The sequence below is a fragment of the Roseomonas gilardii subsp. gilardii genome (genome assembly GCF_023078375.1).
In the GTDB taxonomy this organism is placed as follows: Bacteria; Pseudomonadota; Alphaproteobacteria; order Acetobacterales; family Acetobacteraceae; genus Roseomonas; species Roseomonas gilardii.
Map to the genome: position 1 here is coordinate 3,137,973 of NZ_CP095554.1, position 13,245 is coordinate 3,151,217.

Sequence of the window (13,245 nt, forward strand, 5' to 3'; positions counted from 1 at the left end):
CGCCTATCCGAACTGCGGAATCCAGGGCGCGGGAACGAAGGCGAAGCCGTCGCCCTCGCGGCGGATGTAACCATGGGCCGGGAATGGGAAGTGATAGCCGGCGATATGCAGCCGATCGGCGGCAGCACGGTCGAGCAGTCGTCGGCGCGTCTCGGCCGCCATGGCACGATCCATATCGAAGACGGGTTGCCAATCGGGGTGGCGCACGAAGAGCGCCGGGTTGTTAGCCACGTCGCCGATCACCAGCAGACCGTCATTGCCCGAGGCGATCTGATAGACGGTATGGCCCGGCGCGTGGCCATGGGCCGGAATCGCGGTGATGCCAGGAATGATCTCCTGTTCGCCGGCGATGCGCACGATGTCATTGGAGACGGGACCAAGCACACGAACGGCATTGGAGAAGAAGGGTTTTGCTCCGTCCGGCGCACGGCCAGCCGTCGCCTCGTCGAGCCAATAGTTCAGCTCGCCCGCCGGCGCGTGGATGGTCGCGTTCGGGAACAGCAGATCGCCGGAGGCGGTGCGCAGCCCGGTGATGTGATCGGGATGCAGATGGGTCAGCAGCACGACATCGACGGATGCCGGGTCGATGCCGGCGGCGGCCAGGCCCGCAGGCAGGCGTCCGGCGGTCGGGCCGAAGAAACCGGCTGCGCCTGCGTCGATGGAGACCGTATGCCGCCCGGTCTCGACGATCAGCGTTGTGAAGGTGATCGGGAAGCGGTCGGTTGGCTGGAAGGTGTGGGACAGTGCCGCCTGCACATCGGACAATTCGGCATTGGTGACGACACGCTCCAGCGGCGGCCCGGCGAAGCCGCCATCCTGAATGGCCGTGAGGGTGAAATCGCCAACCCGGTAGCGATAGACACCAAGATTGACGAGGCGGTCTGCTGGCGAGGTTGCTTCCTGCGCCACGGCAACCCCACCTGACAGGAGGTCGCCGGTTATGGTGGCGGCAGCCATCAAGCCTGCCAGCTTGAGATGTTTGCGTTTCAACAGATCGGTCATGCGCTACTCCAATCTCTGAGGAATTGTTCAGTGGTGATGTGATGTCCGAAGTGATGGACAACGTCGGTGAGGACGTGATCGCGCTGCGCGGCCGTAAAGGCGGGAGCGGCGTCGCTTATGACTGTCGCTTCGTATCCAAGGTCATGTGCATGGCGAAGCGTGGACTCCACGCAGACATGTAACGCGAAGCCCAGAAGGTAGATTTGATCTATCCGGTTGTTGCGAAGATAGGCGTCCAAGTTTGAATTGGTGAGAACGCTCGCCCCCGAACGTCCCGCGACAACGAACTCGCCTTTTGCGGGGGTGAAGGGTTCGGGAAACGCGACCCGCTGGGGGTCACGCCACGTCCCGGCTCGTGGGATCGCTCCCCGAAGCCCGGCCTTGTTCTTACCGCCTCCGAAAATTTCATAGGTGGGGTCATCAACAAGTGAGAGACCGGCATGAACGACAGGAAATCCGCCATGTCTTGCCCTCTCGATGAGCCGCGCTGCATTGCGAACCGCTTCGTCGAGTTGGGGCCGATCCTCCATTAGTCGATTGAGGGGGGCCGTTGGCTCCAACCATTCATTCTGAAACTCGATGAAAATTAGCGCGCTTCGGGAGCGGTCAATGGCAGAACCAGTCGGTTCGGCGCGCGCCAAGGTGGACGGTAAAGCTGTCGCGGCCAGTGCCGCGCCAGCAAGTTTGAGGTGTTCTCTTCGGTTCACGCCGGTTCCTTGAAATCAACGGTATGGGGAAATCGGTTGTCGGCTGATCGTTACGAAGCGCGCAGCGAGTGACCGCTTTCGACGAGCCAGGAATCGTGCAGCCATTTCTCCGTGCCGCGACGGCCTGGGAAGGTGATCCAGTTGATGTCGCGCTCGAACACCATGACCTTACGGTCGGCTCCGACGATGACCCACATCCAGAGGCCATCGGCGCTGTTGCGCATCTTCACCTTCATACCGGTCAGCGTCAGATCTTCCGTGCGGCCATCGCGGGTGACGCTCAGCGGCTCGTCATGCGGCTCGATCCAACTAATCTTCATTCCCGGCAGCAGGTCCGGCGCGGCGTTGCGCAGGAAATCCATGGCAATGGCCTGGGTTTCCTCGCGTGACGGCAGTTGACCGCCGACCAGATCGAGGTCGATCCGCGCGAAGCCTTTGAGGCGGCCGCCATTGCCGATCACCGTGCTGAAATGCTCGCCGCCGAGCGCGGCGTTGCGCCCGTCGACCCGCTCATAGCGGACAAGTTCCGCCCCTTGCCGGTCGACGGTGACGGCGCGGCGGGCGACCTCGTGATAGCCGTCCGGCATGAACGTGTTGGCGATCGTAGCGGCAGGCTGCGTTGCGGTGACGGATGCGGTCATGGCTCTTCCTTTCGTTGTGTCTGCGAGCGCGATGGTGGCGGCGCTGCCCGCGACAAGGGCGAATGCAGCAAGCAAGGTGGCAGGACGGATGCGGGGCATGGCGAGGTCTCCTTCAGCTAGGGCGAGAGGGGTGAGGCGGGCGGATGCCAATGGTGAGAATGATGATGGCCGTGAGCAGCAGCACGGCAGGCAACAGCAGGAGCGGGACGATGCCGATCCCGGCGAGGGCCTGGGCGATGGGTGGTGCGAAGCTAGCCCCGAGGAACAGCGCGAAACTGTAGATGGCAAGCGCAAGGCCGCGATTGGCGTTGGTTGCGCGTCCGGCGACGGTCGCGATCAAGCCGGGCACGGCGAAGGCGACGCCTGCCGAGAGGATGGCGCTGGCCACCATGATCGCGGCGGGTGAAGCAAAGGCCCCGATGCCGATCGCCAACGCCGCGAGCGCAAGGCCGAGACGGGCCGTGACCGGAGCGCCGAAGCGTCGCGTCACCGGCGCCGCCGCGAAGGTGAGCAGCAGCGGCGGCAGGCCGATCAGCCGCACAGTCTGAAGATCGACCCCGATGCCCGGCCCGAACGCCTGCATCCCGCTGTAGAAGGAGACGAAGCCGAACAGCACGGTGACGGCCGCCGCCCATGCCGCGACGATGCATCGATCGCCCAAGAGCGATGTAAGACGATTGCCGTCTGCGGTATTTCCGGCGGAGGTCGCGGCGTTCTTCGACGCGACGACGAGATAGAGACCCGCCGCGCCGAGCAGATAAAGCGGCGCAAGCTCGAACATGATGACGGACAGGCTGCTGCCAGTCTGGACCGCGAAGAGTTGGGACAACGGGGCGGCCCCGAGGAAGGCGAAGCTCATCAGCGACACGCCGATGGGGCGTTGGGCTGGCGGTAATTCTTCCGTGACGAGCGAAAGGGCGACGGGCGGGAAAATCGAGGCCGCAAGCCCTTGAGCCGCCCGACCAGCCAGAAGAAGCCCGAAGCTGCTGGCGATGCCAACCAGCGCCGTTGCAACCGCCGTTACCACGAGACCGATCAGCACCATGCGCTTCCGGCCATAGCGATCAGAGAGAGGGCCGAGAGCCAGAAAGCCGACGGCATAGGCTACGCCGAAGGCCGTGCCGATCAGTGCCGCGTTCCCAGGCTCGATGTTGAAGCTGGCAGCGATCCCGGCGACCATCGGGATCGTCACATAGAGCTGCCCCACCACGATGAAGCCGCAGGCCATCAGCAGCGCCAGCAGCACGATATGGCGGCCGGTCAGCGGGCTTGGTTCAGACTGTAACATTACGTTAGCTGTAGATTGAGATGACATTTGTTCCTGTCCTCAGCCCTTTATCCCTGCTTCGCTTCCGCGATCAGGTCTTGCATACGGGCAATGTTGGTTTCGACGTCGCGCTTGAATGCGGTCAGTTCAGATAGCTGGGCATCGGCCTTGGTGAGCTGGGTCTGAAGAATCTCCAGCACCTTTTCCTTGCCCTTGATGCCGCTCGCATCCTCGAAATAGAGGTCGATGACGGCAGCGATCTCGTCGAGGCTGAGGCCAAGACGCTTCAGGGCGGCGATCTTCTCCAGCCGCTTGACCGAGACCTCATCGTAATAGCGATAGCCCACGCCCTCACGCTCGGCTGGTTTCACCAGTCCGAGGCGCTCGTAGTAATGGATCGTGCGATGGCTGACCTTCGCGCGCTCCGATAGCTCTCCGATCTGCATAAGGGATGACAAAAGCACACCTACATAAACCTGACGTTGGGTGTAGATTTATGTCGTAAAGGCCGAAAAGTCAATCGTGGCACTTAGAACGGTCGAGTGACCCCTAAATCCCCAGTCCCCTCTGCCGCCCCAACTGCCACGACACCGATCCACCCTGCACGACGCCCATGACCTCACGGCCGAGCTGACGGTCGATGACGGGCCGCCACGGAACGAGCGTGAACTCGTGGCTCTGCTCGACCATGGCGAACTTGCCGCTGGAGAGCTGCACCGTGCCGGTGAACTTGCCGCTGACCGTCTCGCCGTCCTTTGTCGCGCGGAACGGCAGCCCCTTGGTCGCAGCGATCTCTCCGCCGACGCGGGCGACCTCGCGCTCGCGCAGGGTGGCAAGAAGGTTGCGGCGATAGGCGATGCTGCCATTGGGCTGGCGGGCCGCATCTCCACGGTCGATGTGGTGCTCGCGGCGGCGGTCCATCGCGTCGCGGACCTGCTGACCGAAGCCGGAGGGCGCGAGATCCGATGTCTCGGCCGAGACCATCCGCCGATCGAGCCAGGTCGCACCATCCGCGCCGATCTGCTGTTCGAGGCGGGGGACCGAGAGGATGCGGATATTGGCCTGCCGGTTGCGGCCGGCGTCATAGGCGGCGGCGCGGCTCTCGAAGTCTTGCGGGATACGCCATTGGTCGGCGTCGATCCGCTCGACGATGCCGGCGCGGCGCAAGGCCTCCAGCCGGCGAACATGAGCATCGACATAGCCCTGATAGTCGCCGCCCGGAACGCGCCCCTCAAATTTGGCCTGCTCCAGATGGCGGCTCGGCCGATAGGCGCCGCCCTCGGCGATGGCGGCAATCGCGCGGTCGGAGGGACGGCTTGCCGTATCGGGCGGCCCGATCTCGACGACGCTGCCGATCCGCGCGTCCGCGACGCGGGCGGGGTCGATCCCGGCGACATGGTGGGTGCGGCCGTCGATCCCGTCCACCACGAGGGTCAGGTTCTCGCCCAGCTCGTCGGTCAGATATTTGTCCACCACGCGGCCGGTGATCGGGATTTCGGGCGCGGCGTCGTGAATCTGGAAGGTCATCGGATCGCGCTCCAGGCCATCGGCTTTCAGCGCCTTGTGCATGGTGCGGATGATGTCGCCGCGCTCGCCCATTTCGCGCAGGGTCGGTTCCATCCGCGCGCTCATTTCCCAGACACCAGGCGCGTGCTCGGTGGCGAGGCCCATCTTCTCCAGCCTGGCGAGACGGCGGAGGCGGAGCGTCCGGTTGAACTGCCGCTGCGCGTCGGCCGGCTCATGGCGTAGATCGAGGAAGCGGTCTTCGGCTTCTTCGGTCATGGCGCGGTCGATGCGGGTGAAGCGGTCCTGGCCGATCTCGGCGGACAGCTTGCGGCTCTGCTCTATCTCGGTGACGGGGCCAAGCTCCAGCGTCGTCAACTCACTCGCCCGCTCGCGGATACCGTTGGCGAGATAGTCGCCGTTGATGACAAGGTTCTCGCCCATGTCGTCCTTGCCGCGCACGATGACATGGACATGGGGATGGCCGGTATTGTGGTGATTGACCGCGACCCAATCGAGCTTCGTGCCGAGGTCGGCTTCGACCCGGCTCATCAGGTCGCGGGTGTGTTCGGTCAGGTCGGTCAGGTCCGCGCCGTCCTCCGGCGAGACGATGAACCGGAACTGGTGGCGATCGTCCGCGCCGCGCTCGACGAAGGCTGCGCCATCCGCGCGATCCTCGGTCGCGGAATAGAGCTGGCCGCGCTCGCCGTCGCGCGAGGTGCCGTTGCGCTGGATATAGCGCAGATGGGCGGCGGATTTCCCGTTCCGGCCCGCGCCCTGAACATAACGGGTCTTGACGACGACGCGGCGCATTCCCGGCGCGCTGTGTTTCCAACCGCCCGACAGCGCGCGGGCGCGCACGAAGGTCGCGCCGCGCCCGCGCTTGAGGCCCGGCCCGCCGCTCGTTCGCGCGGCCTTGCCGCCCTTGGCGGTTGCCGACGATCTGGGGCGCGGCGTGGATGACCGTGACGGGCTGTTGCTATGCTGGCGGGCGAGCTTCTTCGCCTGCGTGAGAAAGCTCTTCGCCTTGCCGAGCCTGGGGGCATCGGCGCGGATGCGGCCGGGTCTGGGACGAAAGCGGTTCTCGTCGTCGGCGCTCACGGATGCGCCTCCGGCCGGAAACGACGGAAACAGGCCGATTTCGGCCTATGGTGCCACTTCAAACCCAGCAAAGCCAAGGTGTTGCGCCGATCAGCGGCACGCCGCATCCAAAACCACGGTGCCGGAAACCGCGCCCCGAAACAGTGTGCAGACAAGGGCTTGCCCTGAAACCGGCCCGACAGGGTGCCGGTTTCCTTTATCTTGCCCTCCGCCCTTTCTGACCTTCCTGCGCTTCCTGCCAGCAATACAGCCAGGCGCGACCCTGCCTGACAGGACACCGGACCAGACGCAAGCGAACGCGATAACGTCATGCTCATGGCGCTCTCGGATCGTCCGCGCGCGCCACGAAGATGCTGCCGTCCTGCGGCTCCGTATCACGCCGCTCGCGCGCCGGCACGGTTGCGCGGGCGTCGTCGGATTGCACGCCCGACGGCTGCACGGCGGCAGACCGGGGGTCGCTTGCCCGCATGACGAAGAGTGGTGCATCGCGCCAGTCGGGCGGCGGTGACGGCGGCGATACCATCGGATCGGGTGCTGCCGCGCCGCCAAGGATCGGCGCGAGCGCGGCGACATAGGCGCGGGTCTCGGCAGGCAACGCACGGCCGGTCGCACGATGATCGTCATAGCGGCCGGGACCGGCATTGTAGGCGGCGAGCATAGCCGCGACATTGCGGTAGCGATCCCACATCTCGCGCAGATAGGCGGTCCCGGCGAGGATATTGTCGCGCGGCTGGTACGGATCGCGCCCGAGCCGGTGACGAACGCGCAGCCCCGCCCAGGTGTCGGGCATGACCTGCATCAATCCCATTGCACCGGCCGACGACACCGCGCGCACGTCGCCTGCGCTTTCGGCGCGCAGCACGGCCCGTATCCAGAGTTCGGGAATGCCGAAGCGCTGCGACGCCTCGGCGATATGAGCGCCATGAGAATCGCCGGGAACCGTGCGCGCGACGGGCGATGACTGCGCCAGCGTCGCGGTGGGCGTCATGCCGACCAACAGCACGCCCGCGAGCATCATAACGGCATAGCGCCGGGCCGACCTTTCTCCGCCGAACCACCAGCCTGCCAGCGTGCTCGCTGCGGTCGAGGGTGCGCGCGAAGCGCCGGCCGGAGGCCGCCCCTGACCTGCACTGCGCGCGCCGGCCGACTTGTGGTCGAGCGGGACGAAGGAATGAGACGGCTTTCCCGCGAACAAAGGAATGCGGGTTTTGAGCGCGATGATGACAGAAGATCGCATGGCCTTAATCCCGCTCCTCGCGCGGCTTCGGGCGTGACCAGTGCAGCGACCATGACGCGCCGGCATCGTCGTCGCGGAAAAGGTTGGCGCGGATCGGCTGCGGCAAGGCGGGATCGTCGAGCAGCACCGACAGATATTCGCCGGCCTTCTCGCCGGTGCGCTTCCACGCCGCACCGATCTCCGGCCCGTCATCGGCTCCGTGATGGACGCGGTAGTGCGGCGCGTTCTCGGCGTCCGAAGGATCGGCGGGAACGATGCTGATCTCGCGGTAGAGGGTGAAAGTGTGAACGCGCCCGGTGAAGCCGGATTCCTCGCGCGTGAATTGACCGATCTGCGGCATGGATGATCTCCGTGCGGTGGTGTTGGGAAAGCCATCGGCGGACACCGCTTCCGCCGATGGGAAGCGGTCAGCGTGGCGTGGTGCCGGTGGGTGCGCGCCACTCGTAGCGGCCGTCGCTTTCCTCATCGGTCCAGAGCGGGATGGCCCGGCCGATGACGGAAGCGGCCGGGACAGGACCGAAATAGCGGCCGTCGAGACTGTCGCGGACCTGCCAGTTCATCAGGAAAAGCTCGCCCTCGGCGATGATGCGGCAGCCCTGCCAGACGGGCAGATCGCGGCCGCTTCGATCGCGGTCGAGCGCCTCGCCCAGCTCGACGCCATCGACCGTGATCGTGGCGCGCAGGCGGCACACCCGCTGCCCCGGCAGGCCGGCGACGCGCTTCAGCAGCGGCACGCCGCGCCCGATATAGCCGCGCTCGACCATGAAGGCGGCGAGCGGTTCGGGCGGCATGATGGCGACCAGCTCCGGCACGTCGATCCGCTCGGCCGGCTCGATCGTGTAGAAGCCGATGGGCGCGCTGGCGGTGGCGTTCCAGACCAGTTTCGTGGGCGTCGGGATCAGCGCGGCGACGCCGATGCCCATCGCGGTGAAATACGTCACCATGACGTAGCCGAAGCGCGTCATGGCTCGATCCTCCGGCGGCCGATCCACGCGGCATGGCGCGCCGGCGTGTAGGTGTTCGGTTCCAGCCCGGCGACAAGCCGGTTGTGGACGTGCCGCCAGTAATCGGGCGAGGCGTCGGCCGGATCGAGGCCGAGCGCTTCCACGGCGTCGATGGCGGCAAGCGCGCGGTGCACCTTCGCCCAGCTATCGAGACGCAGCAGAATGTCGCCGCCCGGACGGACGAAGGGCAGCGTCTGGAACGGCTCGCCGCGACCGATGGCGCGCACGATGTCGATGCGCGAGATGATCGTGCCGTGCTCGCCGGCCGCCCAGCGGACGAAGGCGAATATGCTGTCCGGCGCGAAGCCGACGACGCTGCGGCGACGGTCGAGGATCTGTTCGTAGCTCTTGCGGCCGAACCTGATCCAGTGCTCGATCTTCTGCTTCTGGAAGGTCAGCTCGACCAGGGTGGTGAAGGGCGCGGGTCCGTTCGGCTGCGGCCGGCCGTGCGCGCGGCGGGGGGCTTTGCCGCTCATGGCCGCTTCCCCCAATCGCCGGCATCGTCACCGCGAGCCATGTCGCGCAGCACCTCGGCGACGGACCTTGCGGCACTGGCACCACGTTTCGCGCGCGCGTGCGCCTCAGAAGAAAAGTTAGAGTCTCTGTTAGACTCTAAGTTAGCAGTCGGATTCTGCGTTTCGTTCCAGAGGCTTAACTGCGGTTCGTGCGCCCGAAATCCCGATAGGGCTGCGCCCGAAGTCCCGATACCCTTTGCGCCCGAAGTCACGAGCGTTTCCACAGGGTTTTCCACAGGCACTGTGGATAGATTTCCGGGCCGGATTTGCAGCAGTTCGCGCCGCCCGTCGCGGTGAATATCGAGGCGGTAGCCGAGCAGGGATTGCCGGGCGGCGATGCGGCGCAGGTCGAGCGCGAAATCGGAAATCCGCGCCATGCTGCCGGATTTCGCGTGCAGGTGGGCGATCTCGAACAGCCAGCCATGCGGCTGGTGTCCAGCGTGTTTGCGGGCGACGCGATACAGCCAGCGTTCGATGCCCCCGGTCAGCCGGAAATAGGCCGGGTCGATCGCCAGCACGAGCGAGCGATCGGTGACGCCGCGATAGAACCAGTCGGGCAGGACGAACTCCATGCCCCCGACGCGGCCGTCACGGGTGGTCAGTTCCTCCCATTCGTTGATCCATGAGAACTGGTGCCGCCGCCAATGCTCGCCCTGCCGGATCGTGGTGCGGATCGAGGTGGATTGCAGCCGGATCAGCGCGTTCTTCAGCAGGCGGTATTCGCGCGCGCCGGTGGCGCGGCCGATCGCCATGAGAAGCTGATAGGGCGTGAAGCGGAAGAACCGCGACGTGCGCAGGCCCTCGTTCTCGGCCGCGACGATCTGCGAGGCGGCCCAGATCAGCACATCAGCATCCCAGATGGTCGCCATGCCGTAATCGGCCATGCCGAAGACCTCGACGCGGACGCCGCCGGATTCGTAGAGGATCGGCGCGGTGCGCTTCGCCTTGGCGAGCGAGAAGAACGGGCGCTCCATCAGGTCGCGTTGATCGCGTGGGCTGGCGTCGCCGGTCGCGACCACGAAAGGCGCGAGACGGCTGCGCTCGCTGGCGTCGGACGGCTGCGCGGCGGGGCGATGATCGTCATCGTGCAGCATTCAGCACTCGCCCCGCTCTTGCGGCGTCAACGGGCGGGCGGGAAAGACCGTGCCGGCGTCGGGATCGCGGGTGGATTTGCGGGTGCCGATGTCGGACCAGGCTTCCAGATCGCGGATGGCGTAGAGGACACGGCCGCCGATCTTCTTGTAGGTCGGGCCGGTGCCGTAGGTGCGGTGCTTCTCAAGGGTGCGGATCGAAATGCCGAGGAAGCGTGCGGCTTCCTGAGTGCGCAGCAGGCGCGGCGGCATATCCGCGTTGGGGCGGATGGCCATGGATCACCTCCAGGTTCGTCGGTTGATGCGGCTGCCGGTGACGGCAGCGCGCTACGGCGAACCATGGCGAGCGATCGGCGAGCGGTAGCGTGCCGCATTTGCGCCTACGCGCTGGCGGCACCCCGGCCGTTTGGAAGGGAATGCTGGTGTGATGGGGTGGCGTGATCGGCCGCGCGGCCGAGGGGCGAAGCGCGCCGACTATTTCGGCGCGATCGTCTTTTTCAACAGATCGCCCGGCTCGATCTCCAGGGCATCGGCGATCTGGCCGAGAACCGTGACGCTGGCGGACACGTCACCACGCTCGATGGCCCCGACATAACGCATGCTGAGGCCCGCCCGATCGGCGAGTTCTTCTTGCGTCAGTTGTTTGTCATGACGTGCCCGACGCAGATTCCTCGCCATGATCTCCTTGAGATCCATGGTGCGAGGGGAACCAGCATAGGAACGATCCTTCTAGGAATGATCGTTCCTATTCGTGTCGCGACATGTTATTGATCGGGTTTGCCGGACTTGCTTCATTGCGTCCGCGTCTTCGATGATGAGGGCAAGATTCATGCGTGGGCGACCGCCGCTCGATCCAGATGTGGAAGATGAAGCGCCGGGCGGCTCCAGCATCAGCGCCTATGACGAAGAGCATTACGTCACCTATCTGCGCCTTCTCGACGCGTGTCGCGACGGCGCGGACTGGCGCGAGGTGGCGCGTATCGTCCTGCACCGTGATCCTGTCGCGGACGAAGCACGCAGCCGGCGATGCTGGGAAAGCCATCTGGCGCGCGCACAATGGCTGTCGAGCGCGGGTTACAGGCAGATTCTCGAACAGGCGGTGGCGACCGCGACTACGGGCAACCGGGCCTAGGAATCCTTGTCAGGCGGCTTGATCGGATAGTGCAGCAGCAGCCGATAGCCGCCGCGCATCATCCTGATGCCATGGGCAACCAAGCGACGGGCCTTGTTCTTGCTGGGATCGACCTCGAAATCCTCTTTCGTGCCTTGGAAGCCGAGTAGGACCTGGGCGATGGCGCGATAGCTCTCGCCGCGCAGGCGTGCATCGAGCGCGCGCAGGGAGAGGATGTGCCATTGCCGGAGTTGGGCGGGCAGCGCGCGGAAATCTGGTCCGGCCGGGCGTCCGGTGAGCGCGCGCCAGAGTCGGCGCGTGGCATGGGCGCGCAGTTCGAGAAAGGCATCCATTGGCAGCGACGCGGCATAGAAGGCCGCAGCGTCGGGGACGGCATGCGGCAGCCAGAATTGATGCACTACGCCGTCCGCCTGCCAGATACCGTGCCAGCCATCCGCTGCGCTGCGCAGGTCGAGACCGCCCAGATGAGCGAGCGTGACGACCGGCTGCGCGCCGTCGTCACCATGCTCCACAAGGGAGAGCATGATCGCCTGCGGTTGGAGGCTCGGCGTCCAGAACAGCGACTGCCGATCGGAAGGGGTGTCGGGGTCAGTCGGGAAATCGCAGCCCCCAGCGTTGCACGAAGGCGTCGAGGCGTTCCGGGTTTGGATCGTGCGCCGTCGTGATGGCCCGATATTCGCGGCGATACTCGTCGTCGCGGCGGAGATATTCCCAGGCGAAGCCGGCAGCAGGGATGCCCTTGGCAAATTTGTATGCCGCCGGAGAACGCCAGTCGATGCTCAGCATGGCGTTACCTCTCTATGCGGGCACCTGCAAAGCAACGCCCGGATAGAGAGCTTCGAATATCTGCGGAAGTGGCTGTAGTCGCTGTGTCGCGATAAGTGAAGCGGCTAACACGATCAATGTATTGGTTATTTTAGTTTTAACAGTGTTTGTATCGATTCGCGAGCCGGGCGCAGCGCGGCGAGCGGCGGCAGTGATTTTCGGGCATGGCCGCGCCGCCGATCCGCATCGCCGGATCGGCGCGATTTTTCTGACGGTGTTTCTGGCGGTGCAAGACAGGGCCGCCGTGGCGGCCCTGTCGCGTTCGGGATCAATTCCCCTTCAAGCGATGCATTCCCTCGGCCAGCGTCCACAGGGCGCGATTGAGGCCGACATTCTGGTCTATGCCGTTAATGGCGCGGGTCCGGCTGCGGCGGATACGCCCGTCCGAAGTCTGGCGGCGTCCGTCGACTCCGCCCCGGATGAGGTTTTCCTGAATGACGTTGAAGGTCTGCCACAGGCTTTGTCCGACATCCTCGCGGCGGCGCGGGGCAATGATCTGGTCCGGGCGAACCGGGCTTTCGTCCTCGCCATAGCGGGCGACAAGGCTCGCCTCGGCCAACACACGCTGCTCGTCGGACGAAAGCCGCGTATCCTTCATGCCTTCCGTGGCATCGATCAGGCGCGGGAAATCTTCTGCGACGGTATAGACGCCCTCAATGATCTGATCCTGTATCCCGCCCTTATGGGGAACGCGGACTTCCTCGAAACGCTCGCCCGCAATCATGCTGTTGGTGCAGACGAAACGCAGCACGCCCACAAACATCTGATAGGCGCTCGTCCCGTCATGCGAATTGACGATGATGACTTCTGCCGCCTCCGCCTTGCCGATGCCGCCATCCCGGCGAAGGCGCAGCATGTGCTTGGCATGGCCCATCCGCTCGCCATCGCGCGGAACCGCCTGCACGGCGAAGAACGGGAACCATCCTTCCCGGCGCAGCCCCTCCACGATCTCGATGGTGGGGACGTAGACATAACGCTCCGAACGGCTGTCATGGGCTTCGCGGGCGAAGATGGACGGGACGTGACGATAAAGGGTTTCGTTGTCGAGGGCTTCACGCCCGCTGATCTGGTGAGAGTTGCGGCCGAACCGGGTAGCGAGACGGTAGGTCATAGTCTTGATCCTCATGGGCTTGGGTTGGAGCGCAGCGCTGCGCTGCAACCCTGGCCGTCGCCGAGACCGGGGGGTGCAAGGAGCAAGGGCGAACGAGCCGGAGGGGAAT

At 65.3% G+C, this 13,245-nt stretch carries 17 protein-coding genes; 1 reads left to right on the forward strand and 16 read right to left on the reverse strand.

Annotation, left to right across the window (positions count from 1 at the left end):
• Positions 1–3: 3 nt before the first annotated feature.
• From MVG78_RS14420 to MVG78_RS14480, 13 genes are all read right to left on the reverse strand, one after another.
• Positions 4–1,002 carry an MBL fold metallo-hydrolase gene (locus MVG78_RS14420; protein WP_247552576.1) on the reverse strand — a complete coding sequence of 333 codons (999 nt, stop codon included), beginning with the start codon at positions 1,000–1,002 and terminating at the stop codon, positions 4–6.
• Positions 999–1,709, reverse strand: coding sequence for a cysteine hydrolase family protein (locus MVG78_RS14425; protein ID WP_247552577.1), 711 nt, complete (start codon positions 1,707–1,709; stop codon positions 999–1,001). Before MVG78_RS14425 ends, MVG78_RS14420 begins: the two co-directional genes overlap by 4 nt.
• Before the next feature lie 50 nt (positions 1,710–1,759).
• Positions 1,760–2,449 carry a hypothetical protein gene (locus tag MVG78_RS14430; protein WP_247552579.1) on the reverse strand — a complete coding sequence of 230 codons (690 nt, stop codon included), beginning with the start codon at positions 2,447–2,449 and terminating at the stop codon, positions 1,760–1,762.
• A gap of 13 nt (positions 2,450–2,462) precedes the next feature.
• The gene (locus tag MVG78_RS14435) at positions 2,463–3,596 is read right to left on the reverse strand and encodes an MFS transporter (protein ID WP_247552581.1); all 1,134 of its coding nucleotides are present in this window, start codon (positions 3,594–3,596) and stop codon (positions 2,463–2,465) included.
• Between the two features lie 89 nt (positions 3,597–3,685).
• Positions 3,686–4,063, reverse strand: coding sequence for a helix-turn-helix domain-containing protein (locus MVG78_RS14440; RefSeq protein WP_247552583.1), 378 nt, complete (start codon positions 4,061–4,063; stop codon positions 3,686–3,688).
• A 103-nt stretch (positions 4,064–4,166) separates the two neighbouring features.
• A complete protein-coding gene (locus tag MVG78_RS21800; RefSeq protein WP_345892889.1) occupies positions 4,167–5,933 on the reverse strand; it encodes a relaxase/mobilization nuclease domain-containing protein in 1,767 nt (588 codons plus the stop codon).
• A 601-nt stretch (positions 5,934–6,534) separates the two neighbouring features.
• Positions 6,535–7,458, reverse strand: coding sequence for a lytic transglycosylase domain-containing protein (locus MVG78_RS14450; RefSeq protein ID WP_428480669.1), 924 nt, complete (start codon positions 7,456–7,458; stop codon positions 6,535–6,537).
• A gap of 4 nt (positions 7,459–7,462) precedes the next feature.
• Positions 7,463–7,798, reverse strand: coding sequence for a DUF736 domain-containing protein (locus tag MVG78_RS14455; RefSeq protein ID WP_247552585.1), 336 nt, complete (start codon positions 7,796–7,798; stop codon positions 7,463–7,465).
• 67 nt (positions 7,799–7,865) lie between these two features.
• Positions 7,866–8,423: a S26 family signal peptidase gene (locus MVG78_RS14460; RefSeq protein ID WP_247552586.1), complete on the reverse strand. Its 558-nt coding sequence runs from the start codon at positions 8,421–8,423 to the stop codon at positions 7,866–7,868.
• Positions 8,420–8,938 (reverse strand): DUF2840 domain-containing protein, encoded by a 519-nt coding sequence (locus MVG78_RS14465; RefSeq protein WP_247552588.1) that lies wholly within the window; start codon positions 8,936–8,938, stop codon positions 8,420–8,422. Before MVG78_RS14465 ends, MVG78_RS14460 begins: the two co-directional genes overlap by 4 nt.
• Positions 8,935–10,071: a replication initiator protein A gene (locus MVG78_RS14470; protein WP_247552590.1), complete on the reverse strand. Its 1,137-nt coding sequence runs from the start codon at positions 10,069–10,071 to the stop codon at positions 8,935–8,937. The genes MVG78_RS14465 and MVG78_RS14470 overlap by 4 nt, the downstream gene beginning before the upstream one ends.
• Positions 10,072–10,344 (reverse strand): helix-turn-helix transcriptional regulator, encoded by a 273-nt coding sequence (locus MVG78_RS14475; protein WP_247552592.1) that lies wholly within the window; start codon positions 10,342–10,344, stop codon positions 10,072–10,074. It abuts the gene before it with no gap.
• Between the two features lie 198 nt (positions 10,345–10,542).
• On the reverse strand, positions 10,543–10,764 hold the full coding sequence (locus MVG78_RS14480; protein WP_247552594.1) for a helix-turn-helix domain-containing protein: 222 nt from the start codon (positions 10,762–10,764) through the stop codon (positions 10,543–10,545).
• Positions 10,765–10,897: 133 nt separating this feature from the next.
• Between MVG78_RS14480 and MVG78_RS14485 the strand changes: the two genes are divergently transcribed.
• Positions 10,898–11,200 (forward strand): DNA -binding domain-containing protein, encoded by a 303-nt coding sequence (locus tag MVG78_RS14485; protein ID WP_247552596.1) that lies wholly within the window; start codon positions 10,898–10,900, stop codon positions 11,198–11,200.
• On the opposite strand, the gene MVG78_RS14490 is transcribed toward MVG78_RS14485, so the two are convergent.
• The 3 genes from MVG78_RS14490 to MVG78_RS14500 form a co-directional block, all read right to left on the reverse strand.
• The gene (locus tag MVG78_RS14490) at positions 11,197–11,724 is read right to left on the reverse strand and encodes a DUF2285 domain-containing protein (protein WP_247552598.1); all 528 of its coding nucleotides are present in this window, start codon (positions 11,722–11,724) and stop codon (positions 11,197–11,199) included. The genes MVG78_RS14485 and MVG78_RS14490 overlap by 4 nt on opposite strands.
• A 64-nt stretch (positions 11,725–11,788) precedes the next feature.
• Entirely contained in the window at positions 11,789–11,986 is a 198-nt protein-coding gene (locus tag MVG78_RS14495) for a transcriptional regulator domain-containing protein (protein WP_247552600.1), read from the reverse strand.
• A 307-nt stretch (positions 11,987–12,293) separates the two neighbouring features.
• Positions 12,294–13,136, reverse strand: coding sequence for a DUF932 domain-containing protein (locus MVG78_RS14500; protein ID WP_247552602.1), 843 nt, complete (start codon positions 13,134–13,136; stop codon positions 12,294–12,296).
• Between the last annotated feature and the right edge of the window lie 109 nt (positions 13,137–13,245).